At 73.4% G+C, this 21699-nt stretch carries 19 protein-coding genes and 1 pseudogene; 5 read left to right on the top strand and 15 right to left on the bottom strand.

Annotated elements, in window-relative coordinates:
* Positions 1 to 264 precede the first annotated feature (264 nt).
* Positions 265 to 1206 (bottom strand): DUF1861 family protein, encoded by a 942-nt coding sequence (locus AB0367_RS05450; protein WP_366224941.1) that lies wholly within the window; start codon positions 1204 to 1206, stop codon positions 265 to 267.
* A 113-nt stretch (positions 1207 to 1319) separates the two neighbouring features.
* Positions 1320 to 2318: a cation diffusion facilitator family transporter gene (locus AB0367_RS05445; RefSeq protein WP_366224940.1), complete on the bottom strand. Its 999-nt coding sequence runs from the start codon at positions 2316 to 2318 to the stop codon at positions 1320 to 1322.
* 137 nt (positions 2319 to 2455) lie between these two features.
* Between AB0367_RS05445 and AB0367_RS05440 the strand changes: the two genes are divergently transcribed.
* Complete coding sequence (locus AB0367_RS05440) at positions 2456 to 3364, top strand: NAD(P)-dependent oxidoreductase (RefSeq protein ID WP_366224939.1); 909 nt, start codon at positions 2456 to 2458, stop codon at positions 3362 to 3364.
* A gap of 36 nt (positions 3365 to 3400) precedes the next feature.
* Here the strand turns inward: AB0367_RS05440 and AB0367_RS05435 are convergent, their stop codons facing one another.
* Both AB0367_RS05435 and AB0367_RS05430 read right to left on the bottom strand, forming a co-directional pair.
* Positions 3401 to 4405, bottom strand: a complete 1005-nt coding sequence (locus AB0367_RS05435; RefSeq protein ID WP_366224938.1) for a patatin-like phospholipase family protein — start codon at positions 4403 to 4405, stop codon at positions 3401 to 3403.
* 77 nt (positions 4406 to 4482) lie between these two features.
* On the bottom strand, positions 4483 to 5592 hold the full coding sequence (locus AB0367_RS05430) for a hypothetical protein (RefSeq protein ID WP_366225122.1): 1110 nt from the start codon (positions 5590 to 5592) through the stop codon (positions 4483 to 4485).
* 183 nt (positions 5593 to 5775) lie between these two features.
* Between AB0367_RS05430 and AB0367_RS05425 the strand changes: the two genes are divergently transcribed.
* Positions 5776 to 6183 (top strand): SPW repeat protein, encoded by a 408-nt coding sequence (locus AB0367_RS05425; RefSeq protein ID WP_366224937.1) that lies wholly within the window; start codon positions 5776 to 5778, stop codon positions 6181 to 6183.
* Positions 6184 to 6327: 144 nt separating this feature from the next.
* On the opposite strand, the gene AB0367_RS05420 is transcribed toward AB0367_RS05425, so the two are convergent.
* Positions 6328 to 7401: a sigma-70 family RNA polymerase sigma factor gene (locus AB0367_RS05420; RefSeq protein ID WP_366224936.1), complete on the bottom strand. Its 1074-nt coding sequence runs from the start codon at positions 7399 to 7401 to the stop codon at positions 6328 to 6330.
* Between the two features lie 107 nt (positions 7402 to 7508).
* A complete protein-coding gene (locus AB0367_RS05415) occupies positions 7509 to 8660 on the bottom strand; it encodes a glycosyltransferase (protein ID WP_366224935.1) in 1152 nt (383 codons plus the stop codon).
* 49 nt (positions 8661 to 8709) lie between these two features.
* On the opposite strand from AB0367_RS05415, the gene AB0367_RS05410 reads away from it, so the two are divergent.
* Positions 8710 to 9492, top strand: a complete 783-nt coding sequence (locus AB0367_RS05410) for an SDR family NAD(P)-dependent oxidoreductase (RefSeq protein ID WP_366224934.1) — start codon at positions 8710 to 8712, stop codon at positions 9490 to 9492.
* Between the two features lie 12 nt (positions 9493 to 9504).
* Here the strand turns inward: AB0367_RS05410 and hpnH are convergent, their stop codons facing one another.
* The 9 genes and pseudogenes from hpnH to AB0367_RS05365 all read right to left on the bottom strand — a co-directional run bounded on the left by hpnH (position 9505) and on the right by AB0367_RS05365 (position 18915).
* Entirely contained in the window at positions 9505 to 10509 is a 1005-nt protein-coding gene (gene hpnH, locus AB0367_RS05405; RefSeq protein ID WP_366224933.1) for an adenosyl-hopene transferase HpnH, read from the bottom strand.
* Positions 10506 to 11459 (bottom strand): 4-hydroxy-3-methylbut-2-enyl diphosphate reductase, encoded by a 954-nt coding sequence (gene ispH, locus AB0367_RS05400; RefSeq protein WP_366225121.1) that lies wholly within the window; start codon positions 11457 to 11459, stop codon positions 10506 to 10508. Before ispH ends, hpnH begins: the two co-directional genes overlap by 4 nt.
* Positions 11460 to 11540: 81 nt before the next feature.
* Positions 11541 to 12011, bottom strand: a pseudogene (locus AB0367_RS05395) (hypothetical protein); the annotation flags it as partial.
* 56 nt (positions 12012 to 12067) lie between these two features.
* On the bottom strand, positions 12068 to 13978 hold the full coding sequence (shc, locus tag AB0367_RS05390; RefSeq protein WP_366224932.1) for a squalene--hopene cyclase: 1911 nt from the start codon (positions 13976 to 13978) through the stop codon (positions 12068 to 12070).
* Positions 13978 to 14991: a polyprenyl synthetase family protein gene (locus AB0367_RS05385; protein WP_366224931.1), complete on the bottom strand. Its 1014-nt coding sequence runs from the start codon at positions 14989 to 14991 to the stop codon at positions 13978 to 13980. The genes shc and AB0367_RS05385 overlap by 1 nt, the downstream gene beginning before the upstream one ends.
* A complete protein-coding gene (gene hpnE, locus AB0367_RS05380; RefSeq protein ID WP_366224930.1) occupies positions 14988 to 16397 on the bottom strand; it encodes a hydroxysqualene dehydroxylase HpnE in 1410 nt (469 codons plus the stop codon). Before hpnE ends, AB0367_RS05385 begins: the two co-directional genes overlap by 4 nt.
* Positions 16394 to 17263, bottom strand: coding sequence for a presqualene diphosphate synthase HpnD (gene hpnD / locus AB0367_RS05375; RefSeq protein ID WP_366224929.1), 870 nt, complete (start codon positions 17261 to 17263; stop codon positions 16394 to 16396). Before hpnD ends, hpnE begins: the two co-directional genes overlap by 4 nt.
* Positions 17260 to 18132 carry a squalene synthase HpnC gene (gene hpnC / locus AB0367_RS05370; protein ID WP_366224928.1) on the bottom strand — a complete coding sequence of 291 codons (873 nt, stop codon included), beginning with the start codon at positions 18130 to 18132 and terminating at the stop codon, positions 17260 to 17262. Before hpnC ends, hpnD begins: the two co-directional genes overlap by 4 nt.
* A gap of 69 nt (positions 18133 to 18201) precedes the next feature.
* Complete coding sequence (locus AB0367_RS05365; RefSeq protein ID WP_366224927.1) at positions 18202 to 18915, bottom strand: polysaccharide deacetylase family protein; 714 nt, start codon at positions 18913 to 18915, stop codon at positions 18202 to 18204.
* Positions 18916 to 19007: 92 nt separating this feature from the next.
* On the opposite strand from AB0367_RS05365, the gene pqqE reads away from it, so the two are divergent.
* A complete protein-coding gene (pqqE, locus tag AB0367_RS05360; protein ID WP_366224926.1) occupies positions 19008 to 20411 on the top strand; it encodes a pyrroloquinoline quinone biosynthesis protein PqqE in 1404 nt (467 codons plus the stop codon).
* A 275-nt stretch (positions 20412 to 20686) separates the two neighbouring features.
* Positions 20687 to 21691, top strand: coding sequence for a glycoside hydrolase family 5 protein (locus AB0367_RS05355; RefSeq protein ID WP_366224925.1), 1005 nt, complete (start codon positions 20687 to 20689; stop codon positions 21689 to 21691).
* Positions 21692 to 21699: the final 8 nt, after the last annotated feature.

Genomic DNA, 21699 nt, shown 5'->3' with positions numbered 1-21699 from the left:
GCGCTTCACGGCGGCGACGGCGCGGCGCAAAGGGCGCACAAAGGAACCGCAGGGCAGGCGCGGACGCGTGCCGGCGGGTAAGGACCTTGTGGACGAACCGATGTTACGAGACCGTCAGCGTGCCGGGCCCGGTCCTTTCGCATGACATCCGGGTGAGTGCTCGGGTGAACCGGCGGGCGCCCGCTCCCGCGCCGAACCATGATTGACCATAGTGGACAGTCGGCACCGCGCTCGGGCGACGTGGAGCGGGGGATCGGCCGGTGTTCAGAACGGACCGGCGGGCAGGATCGCCGAGCCGACGGAGGCGTCGCCGAGGCCGCAGAGCATGCGCCGCCGCCCGTCGGGCAGTCGCTCGAGCGAGCCGGGGAAGACCACGTCGGCGACGGCCGGGAACTTGGCCGGCCCGGGCGGGAAGTCCGCGCGCGTCGCGATCACCTCCGGCACGCTGGTGGCCGGCCGCGCCGGGTCAATGGTCCACCACGCCGCCGCGTACCGCTGCGTCGAGCCCTCTTCGCCGACCGCGACGTGCCCCAGCACGCCGACCGTGCCGCCCAGGTCGAACAGCTCGTTGATGCCGAGCTTCGTGTCCGGCGCGACCTGGTCGGCGAAGATGTGCGCACCCTCGACGAGCTCACGGGTCACGGTCTGGAACGACTCGGTCACCGCGACGCTGATCCGCCCGATCCCGGCCCGGCCGCCCTGGGGCCGGCCGCACACGACCACGTCACCGTCGCGCTGCAGCAGCCGGATGTCCTTCATCCCGGGTACGGAAAGAAATGGTGCCCGCGGGTCCAGCCCCCGCACGTCCGGCGCGGCGTGGAACCGGGTGACCGGCACCGGCGGCGTGGTGGCGTGATCCAGCGTCACCACGCCGAACACGAGCCGGCGACGACCATGGGCGTCGCGCATCCAGGCCGCGAAGGGATCCTCGGCGGCGTCGAACACGGGCGTGTCCGGGGCGGGCACCCACCGCTCACCGGCCCGCATGAAGAACCGGACCTGCGGGTCCCACGACGCCCGGTCCCGCCAGTAGCTGCCCGGCGACTCGACGCGGACGGCCAGCAGGGCGCCGCCGGGCTCCTCGATCAGGCAGGGGTTGTACGCCAGCCGCCCGTCCGTGCCGGCGAGCCGCTCGTGGCGCCCGCCGGGGCGGCCGATCCGCCGGTCGTGGGCAGAGATCAGGTCCTGATAGCTCGGTGCCGTCACCGTCACAGTCTGTCAAGAACCGCCCGCATCCCGGCGCGATCGGCGCAGGAAGTCCGGGCTGATTTCCGGACGGGCGAGCGCCTCGGGGGGTCGCGCTCCATGCGTGGAGGCGCTCAGCGGGCGGGGGCCGGCGGCCGGTAGGAGGCGCCGTGCGGATCGGCGCAGTGGGCGTCCTGGGCCTCATGGCCGGTACCGTCGGCGGCGGGCGTGATCGGCTCGGTGCCGGCGTGGTCGACCTGGAGGGTGCTGTGCGTGATGTGGTAGTCCCGGCGCAGCAGCTCCTCGATCGCGACCCGGACGGCATGGCAGTCGCGCCCCTCGCCGACCAGCACGTGGGCGGACATCGCCGGCTGGCCGGAGGTGATCTCCCAGACGTGCAGGTCGTGCACCTCCACGACGTCAGGCAGCCCGGCCAGCCGCGAGCCCAGCGCGGGCGGGTCGATCCCGGCCGGGGCCGCCTCCAGGAAGATCCGGCCGGAGGCGCGGACGAGCTCGACCCCGGCCTTGACCATGAGCGCGACGACGACCAGGGTCGCGATCGGGTCGGCGCGGGTGAACCCGGTCGTCACCATGACCACGCCGGCGACCGCGGTCGCGATGAACGCGAACAGGTCGTTGAGGACGTGCTGGAACGCGCCCTCCACGTTGAGGCTGGACCGGTTGGCCCGGGACATCGCCCACGCCGCGACGAGGTTGACCGCGATCCCGGCCAGCGAGGTGACCAGCACCAGTCCGCCGGCCACGGCCGGCGGGTGGATGAGCCGCCGCACGGCCTCGATGCCGAGCCAGGCGGCGAGAAGGAGCAACGTGAGCCCGTTGGCCTGGGCGGAGAGGATCTCGGCGCGCTTCAGCCCGAAGGTGAAGCCGCCCTTGGGCGGCCGCGCCGCGAGGCGCATCGCCACCAGGGCCAGCACGATCGCGACGGCGTCGGTGAGCATGTGCGCGGCGTCCGAGAGCAGGGCCAGGGAGCGGGCGACGAGTCCGACGACGACCTCGCCGGCCATGAACACCGTGATGAGCGCGAGGGCCAGGCTCAGCCAGCGCCGGTCCGCGTCCGCCGCGACGCCGTGGTCGTGCCCCGCATGGCCGTCGTGGTCGTGCGTCTCGTGCATGCCGGCCGATCCCTCCCGCCGTGTCAACTCATGCGCAGTCACGCATATGTCAGAGGATATCCCCACCCGGCACCGGTACGGCAAGCCCCGGCCGGCGCGGTCTCCGCCACACGGCCCGGACTGCGTAGCCTGATGCGGTGCTCCATGTCGCCGTACCCGACGAGGGCCTCGCCACCCAGCTCGCCGGCACCGGCGCCCGGCTCAGCGTCTGGACGATCGGGCAGCCGCCGCCGGCCACCCCGTTCGACCTGCTCGTGCTGCCCTACATGATCCCGGCCGACGACCTGCGCCGGCTGCCCGCCGGCATCGCCTCGGTGGTGCAGAGCCAGACCCTCGGCTACGACGGGGTGGCCGACCGGCTGCCACCCGGATTCGTGTACTGCAACGCCCCCGGCGTCCACGAGGCGTCGACCGCCGAGCTGGCGGTCGGGTTGATCATCGCCGTCCGCCGCGGATTTCCGGGATTCGGCGGCGCGCAGCTGGAGCACCGCTGGGCGCACCGCCGCCAGCCCGGCCTCGCCGGCTCGCGCGTGCTGCTGCTCGGCGTCGGCGGCGTCGGCGAGCAGCTGCGGGTCCGGCTGGAACCCTTCGAGCTCGACCTGGTCCGCGTGGCCCGGACCGCACGGCGGGATGCGCACGGTCCGGTCCACGCGATGGCCGAGCTGCCCGGCCTGCTGCCCACCGCCGACGTGGTCGTGGTGGCGGTGCCGCTGACGACCGAGACCCGCGGGCTCGTCTCGGACGACTTCCTCGCCGCCATGAAGGACGGCGCGCTGCTCGTCAACGTCGCCCGGGGGCCGGTCGCCGACACCGCGGCGCTGGTCGCCCACGCGGCGCGGGGGCGCCTGCACATGGCGCTCGACGTCACCGACCCCGAGCCGCTGCCGCCGGAGCACCCGCTGTGGTCCGCGCCCAACGTGCTCATCACCCCGCACGTCGGCGGGCACATCGACGCCATGGCGCCGCGCATGCGCCGCGTCATCCGCACCCAGGTCGAGCGCCTCGGCGCCGGTCTGCGCCCGGCGAACATCGTGGTCGAGACCTGACCCAGGGCCGTCGGCGGTCAGCGCGCGCCGTCCCGGCTACCGGGCGTGGGCCGGCACCGCCCGGTGCCTGGCGATGTAGGCGTCGAAGTCCCAGGCCGGACGGCCGCCGGTGCCGTCGAGGAACTCCCGGGCCGCCTTTCGCCCGTTCTGGAACAGCAGGTTCTGGCTCTGCGCGTCGAGCTCGAAGTCGGTGGCCCGGACGTGGCCGGTGTCGACGAAGATGGTGCGGTCCACCGCGTCCTGGCTCTCGATGTGCATGCGGTCGTAGAACCCGGTGAGCGTCTTGAGCATGGCGATGCTCATGCTCGCGATCCCGGTGATCGGGTTGACGATGCCCTGGGCGGCGTCCGGGCGGGCGGACAGCTTGATCCCCAGCGTCGGCCAGCGCGGTCGCCGCCCGGGCTCGGCGTCGAAGACGTCGATGGGGTAGTTCGACAGCATGCCGCCGTCGACGAGCCACGAGTCCTGCCCGCCGACAGATTGCCAGTGCTCCGGCGTGAAGAAGAAGGGGATCGACATGGAGGCGCGGACCGAGTCGACGATGAACTCGTCGTCCCGGGCCCGTTCCCGGCGGTAGTGCTCGAGGTCCCAGGGCAGCCGGCGCAGGCAGCCCTGGCTGATGTCGGAGGCCATGACCACGAGCCGATACCGGTGTTGCGGCGGGAGCGGCCGATCGGGGTCGGAGTACGGCAGGTCGCCGAACGTGCGCACGCCGGCGGCGTTGAGCTGCTCCGCCAGCCACGCGCGCAGATAGTTGCCGTGGAAGATCCCCTGGTCGAACACCAGGCCGAACGCCTTGCCGACCGCGAAGCGCTCGGCCCAGTCGGCGTCCTGGAAGGCGCGGTAGTCCACCTTCCGCATGATCTGGGTCAGCCTCGTCGCGGGGATACCGGCGGCGACGAGCGAGCCGACGACCGCGCCCGCCGAGGTGCCCGCCACCCGCTTGAACTCGTAACCGCGCTCCTCGAGCACGCTGATCGCCCCGACCAGGGCGATGCCCTTCACGCCACCACCCTCGAGCACGAGATCCGCAGAAGGCATCGCGAACTCCTCTCTCCGGTCCGACCCGTTGGCTACCCCCAAACGACATCCGGAAACGCCGGCGCCTCGAAGCCCCGCTACAGGTGGTACAGCAGCCGGCCGGTCAGCGGATCCTGGCCGTAGCGGTCGCACAGCTGCGCGAGCACGTCCTCGTGCGTGACGGCGACGTTCATGACCGTGTCGTTGCCGGCGTAGTAGACGACGATCGTGCCGTCGGCGCGGCGCACCAGGCCGCAGGAGAAGACGACGTTCGGCACGTGCACGTAGTCCGTGTCGGCGACGCGGCAGTCGGCCCGCGACGGGAACAGCACCGGGATGCTGGACATGCGCACCCGGCGGGGATCGTCGAGGTCGTGCAGCGCCACGCCGAGCACGTACGGGTTACCGTCCATCGTCGTGCGCACGCCGTGGAACACGTTGAGCCAGCCGTGCCGGGTGCGCACCGGCGGCGCGCCCGGCCCGATCTTGTCGGAGAAGGCGCTCGGACCCGCGCCGGTCCGCATGATCGGCTCGTCGGCGATCTCCCACGGCCCGGTGCGGAAGTCCTGCGCGTAGCCGATGCGGATCTGGGTGTACGTGCCGCCCGTGTCGCCGGGACCGACGTCGTTGGGCCGGAACAGGCCGGCGTACCGCCCGCCGATCCGCTCCGGGAACAGCACCACGTTGCGCATGTCGCGGTCGAGGATGGGCCCGTGCCGGGTGAACGCGGTGAAGTCGTCGGTCAGCGCGAGCGACACGCGCACCCGGTTGCGGATCCCGGCGTGGTAGGCGCTGTAGGTGACGGCGAACGTGTCTTCGACGGGGTTGATCCGGGCGTCCTCGACGCCGCCGGACTCGACCTCCGCGATGTCCCGCCAGTCCAGGCCGTCGGCGTAGAGATCACCTTTGGTGGCGGGGGACAGCACCGGCCGCGGGCGGACCGCCCAGCCGCCGATGCCGTCCTCGCTCGTGGCCAGGCCGAGGACGCTGATGCCGCAGCGCAGGTGCGACCGGAACAGCAGCACGGTCCGGTCCGCCAGCACCGCCGCGCCGGCGTTGTGCACCGTCGTCACCCGCAGGTGCGGCTCCCGCCACACCTCGTTGACCCGGTGCGCGGTCAGGATCGGGTTGGCCGGATGCCGCAGGACGGGCGTGTCGAGCGACACCACGCCCGCCGTACCGTCGCCGAACTCCACCTCGCGTGTCATCACAGCCTTCACGGTGGCATCTCGGGCGCGGCCCGCGCGGCGTTATCGCGAACCGGCGAAGATTCCGGCGGCCGGATGGGTAGCTGAGGGGTGTACGGGACGACGCATATGAGGTTCAGGAGGTGCGTCATGTCCGAAGTATCCGACTACAGGGAGATTTCCGAACACCCGGACGTCGCCGAGATGCGTCAGCGGCTCGAACGGGTGACCGCCAGCAACCAGGCGATAGTGATCGACGGTCTCGTCCTGCTGGCCGGCGCGTGGCTGGCGATTTCCCCGTGGATCGTGCATTTCAACGGCACGGCGCCGAGCGTCACGGTCAACAACCTGATCCTGGGGATCATGATCGGTGTGATCGCGCTCGGCCTGACCTGGGCGCCGGCGCGGATGTACCGGCTGAGCTGGGCGATGGTGGCCGTTGGTGTCTGGGTCGTCATCGCGCCGTTCGTGACTCGGCAGGTGACCGTAGGCGTCGTCTGGACCAACGCGGTCACCGGCGCCGTGACGATCCTGCTCGGCCTCGCCGCCGTGGGGATGCTGTTCTCGGGCGGCCGGGTGGGCAACAGACCGACCATGGCGCATCAGCGGTGAGCGCGGCGAAACTCCGTGGCGCCTGCCTCTGCGGGTGGGCGCCACCGATGTGTGCGGCACCGGTCTCCTGCAAGGCTGCCACCACTTCATGGCGTGCTTCGTGGCGTGTGTTCCACCGTCGGCGGTACTCACGAACCGCCGGAATCACCGAACCGCCGCAGAAACGAATGCCGTCCGGCCGGACGGTGGTCCCCGAGCCGAAGCTCGCGATCGGCGTCGCCACGGTCTCCAAGCACACGGTCTCCAGGCACACGGCCTCCGAGCAGTGGGGTGACCGCCGCCCGGACGCGTGCTGCGTCCCGGCGGCGTGGTGCGCCGGCTCGTGCCGGCCGGCCGGGTGGGAGGCGAGTGCGGAGCCGACGTGGGTGCTCGGCGCGGCGGCTGGTGTGCCGGCCGGCGCGGCGGTGTGGCGGTGCCGTCCAGGCCGTCCAGCGCGGCGCGCAGCCGGTCGAGCGCGGTGCTCAGCAGCCGGGACACCTGTGTGGCCGAGCGGCCGACCTGTTCGCCGATCTCCTCGTACGTGCGGTTGCCGTAGAAGCGCAGGACGACGACCCGCAATTCGCGCCGGGGCAGGCGGCGCAGCTGCGCGCGGAGGGCTTCGCGATCGTCGACCGCGGCGGTCTCGTCGGTGTCGTCGGTCAGGGTGTCGGCGAGCGTGGGTCCGCCGTCCGGGCCGGCGGGCCCGGACAGTGACAGCATGTGCTGCTCGTGCAGCGCGCGCAGGCTGCTCGTCACGTCGGATTCGCTGCATCGCACGGCGTTGGCCGTCTCGGCAGCGGTGGGATCGCGGCTCAGGCGCTGGGTCAGCCTTTCGCGGGCGTCGGCCACCTGGGTGAGGACCTCGCCGTGGCGCCGGGGGGTGTGCATCGCCCAGCGGTTGTCCCGGATGTAGCGCTTCAGCGCCCCCGTGAGGGTGGCGGTGGCGTACGCGGAGAACGGCACGCCACGTCCGGGGTCGAACCGCCCGGCGGCCTCGACGAGGGTGAGCGCCGCGACCTGGCGGATGTCCTGGGCGCGCGGATCCCGGTGGTATCGCGCGGCGACCTTCTCGGCGAGCTCCAGATGCCGCTCGACGAGGCGATTGCGCAGGGCCGTGCGCCGTGTGGCGTCCGCAAGCCGCATCGCGGCGAACGCGGCACCGCACCCGGGGTCGCCGCACCGGCACCCGGCCCCGGTCGTGACCGTGCCTGTTTGCCGTTCGCGGACCGACGGGTTCACGATCCGTGATCCTTCCTACCGCTTGACCCGGCCTGGCACCCGACAATTCGACCCTACCCCTTGTTGCACTGTGCAACCATTGCACAGCTCCTCCCGGCACGGTGTCATCAAGCCGTGGGTATCGGCCGGGGCTGCTCGAGCGCGGACGCGGCGGCGACGCCCGCGATCACCGCCGCCGGATCGGAGCCGAACAGTGCCAGGCCGGCGTCGCGCTGGCGCCGGCCCCGTTCCCCGTCGAGGAGTCCGGCCAGTGCCGGTCCGAGCTCGGCGCGGCCGCGCGCCAGGGTTACCACCCCGGCCTCGGCCATGGTGGCCGCGCTGGCCTTGCCGTGCCCGGGTATCGGCCGGTACGCGAGGACCGGAACCCCGCACGCCATGGCCTCCAGCGCGGTGAGCCCGCCGCCGTTGTCCACGAGGACGTCGGCGGCCCGCAACAGCTCCGGCATGTCCGGCACCCAGCCGAAGACGTGGCCGTCGCCGCGGTGGCGGAGCCGGCGGTACAGCGCCCCGTTGCGCCCGCAGACCGTGACCGGCGTCGCCACGCCCGTGGCCTCGATCTCGGCCGCCGCCGCACCCACCTCGCCGACGCCCCACGCGCCGGCGACGAGCAGCGCCAGCCGGTCGTGCGGCGGCAGCCCGAAGCGTTCGCGTGCCTCCCGCTTCGCCTGCGCCGAGGCGGGCCGGCACCGGGAGGACACCAGCCGCCCGGCCACCCGGACGTCGGCGGCGCCGTACGCGACGGCCTGGGCCCCGCTGATGGCGTGCGCCGCGCAGTGCAGGTCGACGCCGGGGGCGACCCAGGTGGGGTGTACGGCGAAGTCGGTCAGGTAGGTGATCACCGGCGCGCTGAGGTGCCCGTCGCGGCGCAGCGGGCCGAGCAGTTGGCTGGCGATCGGGTAGGTCGACACGACGGCGCTGGTGTCGGCGGGCAGGGCCCGGCGCATGCGCGGCCGCACCGGGCGCAACAGGGCACGGGTGATCGGGCCCGCGCTCCGCAACCGGCAGCTGAGCGCGAACAGCGCGTCGTAGATCCAGGGCAGCCGCAGCAACATGCCACGGTACGTGCCGCGCAGCAGCCGTCCGGTCCGCCACGGGAAGACGTCGGTGACGTCCAGGCAGTCGACCCGCAAGCCGCGCCCGCGCAGCCGGTCCGCCAGTTCGCGGGTCGTGCCGTCATGCCCGGCACCGACACTGGCTGAGATCACCACGACGCGGCGGCTCGGGCCGGCGCCGCCCGGGTCAACATCGGCAATGGACACGCGAAGTGCTCTACCGCGGCCGGCGTCGTTGTAACCTGCGATCGGGTGGGTGGCGCAGTCCGCCGGGACGGGGGTGCCGATGCGGATCGCGGACCGGGTCGCGCTGATCACCGGCGCCTCGTCCGGTATCGGCCGGGCCACGGCGCTGCGGCTGGCCGACGCGGGCGCACGGCTGGTCCTGCACGGGCGGGACCGGCAACGGCTGTCGGCGCTGGCCGAGCGAACGGGCGGGTGCGCGGTGGCGGGTGATCTCGCCGAGCCGGACGAGGTGGGCCGCCTGGCGGCGGAGGCCGAGCGACTCGTCGGCGGCGTGGACATCGTCGTCAACAACGCCGGGATCGGCTGGGCCGGGTCGTTCGGGCAGATGGAGCCGGCCGACATCGAGCGGCTGGTCGCGGTCAACCTGCTCGCCCCGATGCGGCTCACCAGGGCGCTGCTGCCGGCGATGTGCGCCCGCGAAGATGGCTACGTGCTGTTCGTGACGTCGATCGCCGGTCGGCTCGGGGTGGCCGGCGAGGCGGTCTACGCCGCGACGAAGGCCGGCCTCGACGGTTTCGCCGAGAGCCTCCGGCTGGAGGTGCGCGGCTCGCGGGTGCGCGTCGGTGTGTTCGTGCCCGGCGTCGTGGAGACCGAGTTCTTCCAGCGCCGCGGGCGGCCGTATGAGCGCAGCAGTCCCCGGCCGCTGGGCGTGGACCGGGTCGCGGACCGGCTGGTCGAGACGATCGCGTCCGGCGGCGCCGAGCGCTACACACCCGGCTGGCTGCGACTGCCGGTCGCGGTCCGCGGGGTCGCCCCGGGACTGTACCGGCGGCTGGCCGCCCGGTTCGGCTGAGGCCTATGAGGGCTATCCGGCGCGCAGAGCGCGCAGCGACTCCTTCAGCGACGCCATCGTCGCCAGCACGGCCGTGGGCTCGTAGCCGCAGTGGGCCATGCAGTTGGCACATCGTGGGTCGCGGCCACGGCCGTAGCGCTCCCAGTCGGTGCTCTCCACCAGTTCCCGGTAGGTGCTGACGTATCCGTCGGCCATCAGGTAGCAGGGGCGCTGCCAGCCGAACAGCGAGTACGACGGCACGGCCCAGGCCGTACACGGGAAGTCGATCCTGCCCTCGAGGAAGTCGAGGAACAGGGGGGAGTGGCTGAGGCGCCAGCGCCGTCGCCGGCCGTCGGCGAAGGACTTGCGGAACAGCTCCCGGGTCTGCTCGACGCCGAGGAAGTGCTCCTGGTCGGGTGCCTTCTCGTAGGCGTACGCCGGGGAGATCATCATCTCGTCGACCCGCAGCTCGTCGTTGAGGTGGTCGAGGACCTCGATGACGGTCTGCGGGGTGTCGGTGTTGAAGAACGTCGTGTTGGTCGTGACGCGGAAGCCGCGCCGTTGCGCGTCGCGCACGGCGGCCACGGCCTCGTCGAACACGCCCTCCTTGCATACCGACGCGTCGTGACGCTCCCGGAGGCCGTCGATGTGTACGGTGAACGCGAGGTACCGCGACGGCCGGAACTTGTCGATCTTCTTCGGCAGCAGCAGGGCATTGGTGCACAGGAACACGTACTTCTTGCGCTTCACCAGTTCGGCGGCGAGGGTGTCGATCTGGGGATGCATGAGCGGCTCGCCGCCGGCGATGGAGACCATCGGCGCGCCGCACTCGTCGATCGCGGCGAGCGCCTGCTCGACGGGCATCCGGCGCTTGAGGACGTCGGCCGGGTGATCGATCTTGCCGCACCCGGCGCACTTGAGGTTGCAGGCGAACAGCGGCTCCAACTCGACCAGCAACGGAAACTTCTCGCGGCGGCGCACCTTCTGCTCGACCAGGTATCGGCCTATCCGCAGCCGTTGCCGCAGAGGGATGCTCATAATCGTACCTCCTTGGGCAGCATGAATCGGACGTCTTCGCGCACGGCGGTGTGCTCCTCGACCGTGCGCGCACCGAGCCCGCACAGCGCGCCGACCACCTCCTCGACGAGGACGGGCGGCGCCGAGGCACCCGCGGACACGCCGACCGTGCGGGCGCCCGCGAGCCACCGCAGGTCGACGCCGGCCGGGCCGTCGACCAGGTGCGCGGGCGTTCCGGCCCGTTCGGCGACCTCGACCAGGCGCCGGGAGTTCGACGAGTTGGCGGAGCCGACGACGATCATCGTGTCGCAGGCGGCCGCCACCTCGTACACCGCGCGCTGCCGGTTGGTCGTGGCGTAGCAGATGTCGTCGGACGGCGGGGCGGCCAGGTCGGGGAACCGGTCCTGAAGCACCGCGACGATGTCGGTGACGTCGTCCACGGCCAGGGTCGTCTGGACCAGGTAGGACACCCGCCGCGGATCGTCGACCCGCACCTGTTCGGCGTCGCGGACGTCCTGCACGAGCCGGATCCGGCCGGGCGCCTCGCCGACGACGCCGTCGGTCTCCTCGTGGCCGGCGTGCCCGATGAGCAGGATGGTGTCGCCGTGGTCGGCGAAGCGGCGGGCCTCGGCGTGCACCTTCGTGACGAGCGGGCAGGTTGCGTCTATTGTGGACAGTCCTCGCGCGGCGGCGGCCGACCGGACCGCGGGGGAGATGCCGTGGGCGGAGAACACGGCCACGGCCCCTTCCGGGATGTCCTCGACGTCGTCGACGAAGACCGCCCCCCGTGCGGAGAGGTCGGCGACCACGTGCGTGTTGTGCACGATCTGCTTGCGGACGTACACCGGCGGGCCGTGCAGTTCGAGGGCGCGCTCCACGACGAGGATGGCGCGCTCCACCCCGGCGCACAACGAGCGGGGAGCGGCGAGGACGACCCGGCGCACGGTGGTGGCGGCCGCCCATTCGCGCAGCCCGGCCGCCACGGCCGGCAGGGCCGCCAGCGCCGTGCGCGTCTGCCTCAGGGTGCCCGGCCGCAAGAGCGCACCGGTGTCGGCGACGACCCGCACGCAGGCGGCGGGCCGTCCGGCCGTGCCGGCGCTGCCGCCCAGCAGCCAGGCCGACTCCAGGTCCACACTCAGCGCGCCGGTGGCCGCGAGGCGCTCACGCGTCGCCCCGTGGGCCAGCCGCTCGGTGCTGAGCACCGGACCGGTCCGGACGGTGAGCCCCTGCCGGCGCAGCGCGCTCGCGATCATGGCGGCCGCGGGGAGCGTGGTCGTGGCGGGCCGGGGCTCGGCGACCGACGGGTCGGCGCGGACCTCGGTGCCCACGACGACGTCGCCGGGGTTCAGGGTCGCGTCCAGCCCGCCGCCGATGCCGGCCACGGCGAGCGCGCCGGCGTCCTGCACGACGGCCCAGCCGGCGGCGCGCTCGGACCGGCCGCGTCCGGCACCGGTGTGCAGGACGGTGCCGGCCGAACCGTGCCCGCCCGCCTGCACGGGGCGACGCAGCGCCGCCGCCTCCATGCGCATCGGTGCGCACAGCACCCAGCCCCCGTCCGCTCGCTGCGGTGCCGGCGCGCTCATCGGTCCTCCCGTGCGCCGTCGCGCAGGATGCGGCCGAGGGCGGAGATCGGGAACACCAGCCGGTACAGGTGATAGTTGATGGAGAAATCGCCGGGGAAGCCGGTGCCGGTGTAGTGCGGCTCGTCCCAGCCGCCGTCGGGGCGTTGCGTGCGGACCAGCCACGCCAGCGCCTCTCGCGCCGCGGGCGTTCGATGCTCACCGGCGGCGTGCAGCGCGAGCAGGGCCCAGGCGGTCTGCGACGCGGTCGACGCCCCGCGCCCGCGCAGGGCCGCGTCGCTGTAGGAGCGCATGTCCTCGCCCCAGCCACCGTCGCCGTTCTGGTGGCGCAGCAGCCAGTTCACGGCGCGCCCGATGATCGGGTGGTCCGCCGGGACGCCGGCGGCGACCAGGGCGGGCACGACGCAGCCGGTGCCGTACACGTGGTTGGCGCCCCACCGGCCGAACCAGGATCCGTCCGGCTCCTGCGCCCGCAGCAGCCATCGCACGCCCCGGCCGACAACGACCGAGTTCGTCAGGCCCTGGGCGCACAGCGCCTCCACGATGTGGGCGGTGACGTCGGCGCTGGGCGGGTCGATGACCTCGCCGAAGTCGCAGAACGGCAGGTCGGCGACGAGCGCACGGTCGTTGTCGGCGTCGAAGGCGCCCCAGCCGCCGTCGCGGGACTGCATGCCGATCAGCCAGCGGGTGGCCCGGTGCAGCGAGGGATCGTGGCGCAGCGGGGTACGCCGCAACGCGAGGATCACCTCGGCGGTGTCGTCGGTGTCGGGGTAGCCGTCGTTGTCGAACTCGAACGCCCACCCGCCCGCCGGGACGCCCGGGCGGCGGACGGCCCAGTCGCCACGAGCGGTGATCTCCTGCCCGACCAGCCAGTCTCCGGCGCGCACGAGCGCGGGATCGTCGGCCGGGAGCCCGGCGTCGGCCAGCGCCGTGACCGCGAGCGCGGTGTCCCATACCGGTGACTGGCAGGCCTCCAGCCGGCGGATCGTCCCCTCGGGCGTCTGCTCGCGCACGGTGAAGCGCTCAAGCCCCTCGAGCCCGGCCCGCAGCACCGGATGCGTGAGGGGATACCCGAGCAGGTGCAGGGCGATCAGCGAGTACACCCACGGTGGCTGGATGCCACCCCACGAACCGTCGGCCTCCTGCCGGGCCACGATCCACTCCGCGGCGCGGCGCAGCGCATGGCGGCGCAGCGGACGGGCGGCGACGCGTTCGTAGCCGCGTGCGGCCAGGTCGAGGCGGTGCAGCCAGCCGGCGCGGCGCGACAGCGGCGGAGGTGGCGCCGGTCGCAGCCCGGTGCGCAGCTCGGACAGCGAGAAACCCAGCGACCGCACGGGCCGCGTCGCCCGCACGATCGCCAGCGGCACGATGGTCTGCCTGGCCCAGCACGCGAAGTCGTACACGTTGAACGGCATCCAGGCAGGCAGCAGCACGAGCTCCGGCGGGATGGCGGGCAGGCGCTGCCACGGCCATTCGCCGAACAGCGCGAGCCAGATCCGGGTGAACACCCGGCTGCGCTCGATGCCGCCGCAGTCCCGGACGAACCGTGCGGCCGCCGCCATGTGCGGCGCTTCGGGGGCGTCGCCGGCCAGGCGCAGGGCCGTGTACGCCTCGATGGTGGTGGACAGGTCGCCCGGCCCGCCGTGGTACGTCGCCCAGGTGCCGTCGTCGCGCTGCCGCGAGCGGATCCAGCGGGCCGTCTGCGTGGTCAGCGCTTCGTCCGAGATGCCGAGGAACCGGCGCAGCAGCAGGTCCTCGGACTCCATCGTCACGTTGGTCTCCAGCTCGCCCTTCCACCAGCCGGCGGCGTCCTGCAGTTCGAGCAGCCGTGCCGTCGCCCGATCCAGGCCGGCCCGGGCACGGTCGAGGACCCCGTCGGCGTCGCTCGCCCGCGCGAGCAGCTGCGTCATCAGTGATCACGTCCCGTCACGAGGCGGGCGAGGCCGAACAGGTCGTCGTACACACCCGCGGGCAGCTCGAGCGCGGCGAGCTCGTCGAGGCCCCGGATCAGATGACGATCGGCCTCGCCCTGGACCCAGTCCCGCGACCCGGACTCCTCCAGCAGCCGGCCGGCGAGCACGAGGTCGGCCTCGTCCAGTTCGCGCGCGGACGCGTACAGCGCCCGCAACGCCTCGCCGGCGGCGGTGCCCGAGGTGAGCGCGTGCACGATCGGCACGGACTTCTTGCGTGCCCGCAGATCGGAGCCCACCGGCTTGCCGGTGCGCCCGGGCTCGCCCCAGATGCCGAGCTGGTCGTCGACGAGCTGGAAGCTCATCCCGAGGTGCTCGCCGAAGCGCGACAGGCCCCGGGTCACGGCCGCGGGGGCGCCGCACAGCAGCGCTCCCAGCGCGCAGGCGCAGGACATCAGCGCCGCGGTCTTGTCGGCGCTCATCGCCAGGCACTCGTCGAGGCTGACGTCGTCGCGGCGTTCGAAGTCCAGGTCGGCGGCCTGCCCGGCGATGAGCCGGTGCACGTCCGTGGCCAGTCGCCGGGCCGCCTTGGCGCCGCCCGGCCGGGACTCGTCCGCGAGCGCGTCATGGGCCAGGAGCATCAGGGCGTCGCCGGCGAGGATCGCGGCGGCCGGGCCGAAGACCGCCCAGGCGGTGGGGCGGTGCCGGCGCAGCGTGTCCTGGTCCATGACGTCGTCGTGCAGCAACGAGAAGTTGTGGGCGAGCTCGACGGCGACGGCGGCGTCGACGCCCCGTTCGGGTGATTGCCCGGCGGCGCGGGCCGACAGCAGGGCCAGGGCCGGACGGATGCCCTTGCCGCCGGCGGCGCTCGGTGCTCCGTCGGCGTCGCAGTAGCCCAGGTGGTACGCGGCGACCCGCCCGTTGCGGGGGTCGAGGCGGCCGAGGAGGTCGCGGATCCGGGGCTCGACGAGCGTGGGTACCTGATCGAGGCAGGCGACGGGTGCGATGGTCAACGTGTGCCCTCCAGGTTTCGAGTCGGGGATGCCGGCAGACCTCGCAAGTGGGCGAGCACGACGTCGGCGGCGCGATGACCGCTGAGGACAGCGCCCTCCATCGTGTCCGGCCATCCCGTGTCGGTCCACGCGCCGGCCAGCACGAGGCCGGGCAGGCGGGTCGCCGCACCGGGTCGCAGCGTGCGGGTACCGGGAGCCTGCCGGAACGTGGCATGCGGCTCACGGGTGACGAAGGCCTCCAGCAGCGTCGCGGAGCGCGCCGCGGGGAACAGCTCGGCGATGGCGGCGGCGTGCGTGCGGACCAGTCGCCTGGCGGGAGTCGCGATGACGTCGTCCGCGGCGGAGACGGAGCTCACCAGGTATTGCCCCTCGCCCGCGGCAGGCGGCGTGCGGTCGAAGATCCATTGCGCGGGCGAGTCGACCGCGGCGGCGAACGGCAGCCGGGTGACGGCCGAGTCGTATCGCAGGTGCACGTTTACGATCGGGGCGCTGCCCAGCAGGTGCCAGCTGTCCCGGCCGTCGCACGCCGCGGCCGGCACCAGCCGGGGGGCGGCCGGATGTGGAACGGCCACGATGACCGCGTCAGCGGCGAGTTCCTCCCGGGCCGAGCGGCCACCGGCGCCGCCGACCGCGATCCGGAAACCGGAGGCGTCCGGCTGGACCCGCTCGACCCTGCTCCCGGTGGCCACCCGCACGCCGAGCCGCGTCAGCAGCCGCAGAGCGGCACGGCCGTGCAGATCGGACAGTGGTACCAGCGGACGCCCGATGTCACCGGCGTCGGCCCGCTCCAGCAGCCCGGTCCGGAAGACCCGCGCGGCGAGGGCGAGCGACGCGGACTGCGCCGGGATGTTCAACGCGGCGACGGTGATCAGATCCCACAGCCGTCGCACGGCCCGCGGGCCCTGGCCGTGTGCGGCGAGCCAGTCACCGAAGGCGCGCCGGTCGTTGCCGGGGTCGTCGGGGTCCACGCCGCGCAGCGCATTGGCCGCGCCGATCGCGCGCAGCCGCTCGCGGACGCTCAGCAGCGGATACCTCGCCAGCGCCGGAAGCAGGTGCGCCGGTGCGGGCAGCCGGCGGGCACGCGCCAGCACGTGCGGCCGGTGCCCGGCGCGCAGGACCGGCACCGAGAAGCGCGGTTGCACGTGCGTCAGGCTGCCGGTGCCGAGCCGGTCGAGCAGGGCCCGGTAGCCCTCATAGCACCGCAGGAACACGTGCTGCCCGGTGTCCACGACGAGGTCGCCGTGCTCGAACGAGTACGTCGCCCCGCCGAGTTCGCTGCGCCGCTCCAGCAGCGTCACCCGAGCCCCGACATCGGCGAGGCGGATCGCGGCGGCGATGCCGGCGAGCCCACCGCCGACGACGCACACGTCGTAGCCGGCGTCCGGCGCCGGCGGGCTCGGCGTCACGCCGTCCGCCTCACGAGTGCGCGCGCGGCGACCGTCGCCTTCTCCAGCGACGGCAGGGAGATCCGCGTCCGCGTGACCGCCATCGGGTCACGCACGATGCGGGCCAGCAGCCGGTGATAGATGCCGGCCATGGCGGCGGTGCACGCGGCACTGCGCGCGTCCAGCATCGGCAGCAGCCGCAGGCCGGTCTCGTACCAGCGCTCGGCGTGCTCGGCCTCGAAGCGCACGAGGGCGGCGAAGTGCTCCGGCGGGTCGGCGAAGCCGTCGCCGTCGAGTTCCAGGTTGCAGCCGAACCGGTCGAGATCGTCCTTGGGCAGGTACACCCGCCCGTTGCCGCGATCCTCCCGAAGGTCGCGCAGGATGTTGGTCATCTGCAGCGCAATGCCCAGCGCGTCGGCCCGGTCGGCGGCCAGTCCCGGCGCACCGGTGCCGAACACGCCCAGCGACAGGCGCCCGACCGAGCCGGCCACGCAGCGGCAGTACCACAGCAGGTCGTCGAACGTGGCATAGGTGGTGCCGCGCACGTCGGCGGCGCAGCCGTCGATCAGCTCCTCGAACGCCTCCAGCGGGATGGGCAGCCGCCCCGCGGCGTCGTGCAACGCCAGCAGCACCGGGTCGTCAGGGGCGGTGTCCGGCAGCCGGCGCAGCGACTCGCGGACCTCGTCGAGCCGGGCCAGCTTCTCGTCGGGGGGCAGGTCACCGTCGCCGATGTCGTCGATGCGGCGGGCAGTCGCGTACACCGCGGACAGCGCGCGCCGTTTGTCCTTCGGCAGCAGCCGGATGCCGTAGGAGAAGTTGCGCGCCTCCCGCCGGGTGATCTCCTCGCACCGGCGGTACGCCGCGTCGACGATGGTGCCAGCGCTCACCCGACGCTCCTGACCATCGCGGCCAGCCACGACGTCGCGATGTCCCGTCTTTGGGGGCGTGGCGGCCCGGGTAGCGGGTCGTATCCGCTGCGCTGCAGCGCCCGCAGCGTCGCGTACCCACCGGCCAGATACCCGGCGACCGCCGCGCGTGCCCAGCCGTGCAGCGCCGTGATCAGCGGTGCCCCGGCGTCCAGCGAGTCCCGTGCGCGGCCGGCCTCGAAGCGCACGAGTGCGCGCAGCGCGCCGCTCGCGGTCGCCGCGGCCAGGTCGCTGTCGCGCACGCCGAACCGCTCGAGGTCGGCCCCGGGCAGGTAGACGCGGCCGCGGCGGTGATCCTCGGCGACGTCCTGGAGGTGCTCGGCGATCTGCAGCGCCGTGCAGATGCGGTCCGACAACGCGATCCGTGCCGGGTCGGCCTGATCGAACACGTGCAGGACGAGCTCACCGACGGGATCGGCGGACAGCGAGCAGTAGCCCACGAGCTCCTCGAAGGTGGTGTAGCGGGTGACGATCTGGTCGACGCGGTTCGCCTCGATCAGGCGCAGCAGCGGCCCGGCGGGAAGCCGGCACGCCGCCACCGTGGGCGCGAGCGCGCACAGCACCGGGTGCTCGATCCGGTGCCCGTCGAAGAGCCGGTGGACCTGCGCCTCGAAGGCGTCGAGCCGCGCCGTCCGCTCGGCCGCCGTCACTCCCGGCAGCGGCTCGTCACCCAGATCGTCGACGAACCGGGCGTAGCGGTAGAGCGCGTGCAGGTGCCGGCGGGTGGTTCTGGGAAGGATCCGCAGCGCCACCGGGAAGTTCTCGTCGCCGGCGCGCTGCTGCGCGCGTACGCCCGCACCGGCCGCCGCCGTCGAGTCCGTCGTCACCATGCAGGCGCCGCTACCCCGGATCGGGTGCTCGTAACGGCGTGGTGGCACCTCGGCGTCGCGGCGGGCCGGTCACGGAAGGTGGTCGCTGATCCGGGCGAGGCGCAGACCCTGCCGCTCGCAGTCGCCGGCGATCGCCGTCAGCGCGCCGAGGGCCGACCGCCAGGCGCCGGGTGCCGCCGCGCGGTCGCTGTCGTGCAGCAGCAGGGTGGCGCCGCCGCGGATGCCTCCGCGGCGCAGGTGCGCGAGCACCGAGTCCGTGGTGGCGCCGGCCTCCCAGTCGCGCCCCCACGCGCTCCAGAGCACCGGACGCAGGCCGAGCCTGGCCGCGGCGAGCAGGCTTCCCGCGCAGAGGATGCCGTACGGGGGACGGAACCAGATGGGCGGGACCCCGCAGGTGGCGAGGAGCAGATCGGCCGTGCGGGCCAGTTCGTCGTAGACGAGGGCGGGCCGCATACGCAGATGATCGCGGTGCGTCCAGCCGTGCACGCCGAGCTCGTGCCCGTCCTCGCGGATGCGCCGCAGCAGGTCGGGTGCCTTCGCCGCCATGCCACCGAGGACGAAGAAGGTCGCCGGGACGCGCAGCCGCGCGAGCGAGCGCAGGAAGGCCGGCGTGGAACCGGGATCCGGGCCGTCGTCCAGGGTGAGCGCGACGGTGCCCGGCCGCCCGACGCCGCTGAGCGCCCGCAGGCGCCGGCGGACCGGTGCCAGCGCCGTCAGCGCGGGACCGGCGTGCAGCCCGGCGACGGCCGCGGACAGGCCCGTGGCCAGCAGCCAATTCCTCACGCCGCTGCGTTCCCCGGACGGCGGCGCCAAAACCGGGGGACCGTAGCGGATTCCGCTGGCCCGCGCCTGCGGCGCCGATACGCTCAGGCGACATGACCAGCCTCACGAACCGCCGGCCAGGGCTTGCCCGCGGCGTCCGTTTCGAGTGGGACCCGGTGCGGGCCGGGCATGCGCTGTTGTACCCGGAGGGCGTGCTACTGCTCGATCCGGTCGCGGCGGACGTGGTGCGAGCGTGCGACGGCCGGCGCGACCTGGCCGGCATCGTCGAGCTGCTCGCGCGGGAGTACGCGGGCGTCGACGCCGGCGATGTCGAGCGGCTGCTGGCCGACCTGAGCGACCGGAGGCTGCTGAGCGACGGCCGCACCGGACCCGCCGGACGTCCCGGCGGCGTCCAGGCGGGCACCGCCGGGGCGACCAGCTGGACGGGTGCGCATCCGCGGCCGACCGGGCTGCTCGCCGAGCTCACCTACCGGTGCCCGCTGCAGTGCGCGTACTGCTCGAATCCGGTGGAGCTCGCGGCGCACCGCGACGAACTCGGCACGGCGCAGTGGTGCGACGTGCTGGATCAGGCGCGCGGCGCGGGTGTCCTGCAGGTGCACCTCTCCGGCGGCGAGCCACTGTTGCGCCGGGATCTGCCCGAGATCGTCGGGCACGCGGCCCGGCTCGGCATGTACACCAACCTCGTCACCAGCGGCATCCCGCTGGATGCCGACCGCCTGGCGGCGCTGCTGGCGGCGGGCCTTGACCATCTGCAGCTGTCGGTCCAGGACGCCCGGCGGGCCGAGGCGGACGGGATCGCCGGCGGCCGGTTCCACGACCGCAAGCTCGCCGCGGCCGGGCTGATCCGCGCGTCGGGGATCCCGTTGACGGTCAACGTGGTGCTGCACGCCGGCAACGTGGCCAGACTGGGGGAGATCGCCGAGCTGGCGGTGGCGCTCGGCGCCGACCGGCTGGAACTCGCCCACACGCAGTTCTACGGCTGGGGGCTGCGCAACCGGGCGGCGCTCATGCCGACCCGGGCCCAGGTGGACGCCGCGGCCGAGGCGGCCGCCGAGGTGCACCGCCGCCACGGCGAGCGGGTCGAGATCGTGTACGTGCGGCCCGACTACCACACCGGCACGCCGAAGCCGTGCATGCAGGGCTGGGGCACCCGGCAGCTCGTCGTGACACCCGGCGGCGACGCCCTGCCGTGTCTCGCCGCCGGGCAGCTGCCGGGCATCGAGGTGCCGTCGGTCCGCACCGCCCCGCTGGCCGGCATCTGGCAGGACTCGGCACTGTTCAACGCCTTCCGCGGTACCGCGTGGATGTCTGAGCCGTGCCGCGGCTGCGCCCTACGCGACGTCGACTTCGGCGGCTGCCGCTGCCAGGCGTTCCAGCTCACCGGCGACGCGTCGGCGACCGACCCGGCCTGCCGCTGGTCCCCGCACCACGACACGGTCCTCGCCGCTACCGCCGATGGGGGGCGCCCAGCAGCGATCCCGCGCAGAGCGCGGTGAGGATCCGCGTCCCGATGGCGATGTGCACCCTCCCGATCGCGTCCGGGCCAACGGATCCGCGGACCGCCGGAGCCGGCGGATCCGTGGCCGTGGCGGTCACCCTCGGGTGATAGGTTCCTGGCCAGCCGCGGGTCGAAGCGGCGAGCCCGCTCGGCGGGTCATGCGGGAACACGAGGTAGCCGCAGCCGGAGTGCGTGGGATTCACCCGCACGTTGCCTGGTCGGCGACCACAGCCGAAGGAGATCATGAGGAAACCAGCTGTTAAGGTCGGGGTAGTGTGCACCGCACTGATCGCGTTCCTGTTCGCGGCCACGCATCATCCGGGCCGGTCGGCCAAGTCGGTGCAGTCGGCAGTCCGCTCCGCGCAGGACAAGGTCGGCCTGCACGTCAGCGGCAGGAACATCATCGAGGCCAACGGCAACAGCTTCGTCATGCGCGGCGTCAGTCACGGATACGCCTGGCACAAGCACCAGAGCCGGGCGTTCGCCGATCTCAAGAAGCTGGGTGCCAACGCCGTGCGCGTGGTGCTGACGGCTGACGTCGGGGCCGGCGAGGTGGCCGACGTCATCTCGACGTGCAAGCAGAACCGGCTCATCTGTGTCCTGGAGTATCACGACACCACCGGGTACGGCGACAGCGGCGGCGGCAGCAGCACGCTGGACCAGGCCGCCGACTACTGGGCCGGGCTGAAGGACGTGCTTGCCGGCCAGGAGGACTTCGTCGTCGTCAACATCGGCAACGAGCCGTATGGCAACAGCGACGCCTCGGGCTGGGCCGGCGAGACGAGCGCGGCGATCAGGAAGCTGCGCGACACCGGCCTGCGCCACCTGATCATGGTCGACGGGCCGAACTGGGGACAGGACTGGTCGGGCATCATGCGCACCAACGCCCCGTCGGTGTTCAACAGCGACCCGCGGCGCAACACCGTCTTCTCCGTCCACATGTACGGCGTGTACGGCACCGCCGCGAAGGTCACCGACTACTACGACGCCTTCCAGAGCATCGGACTGCCGCTGGTGGTCGGTGAGTTCGGCTGGAAGCACTCCGACGGCGATGTGGCCGCGGAAGCCATCATCAACGAGGCACAGTCCCGCGGGATCGGATACCTGGGCTGGTCGTGGAGCGGCAACAGCGGCGGCGTCGAGTACCTCGACCTGGCCGACCGCTTCGACCCCGACCGGTTGACCTCATGGGGCCGGCGCCTCTTCCACGGCGCGAACGGCATCGCGGAGACCTCGAAGGAGGCCACCGTCTACGGTGACCCCCGCCCTCGGTCGTGATCGGGTCA

It is taken from the genome of Dactylosporangium sp. NPDC051484 (genome assembly GCF_040689395.1).
In the GTDB taxonomy this organism is placed as follows: domain Bacteria; phylum Actinomycetota; class Actinomycetes; order Mycobacteriales; family Micromonosporaceae; genus Dactylosporangium.
The sequence above is the reverse complement of the archived record's forward strand: the minus strand, read 5'-3'. Positions and strand labels throughout refer to the sequence as shown.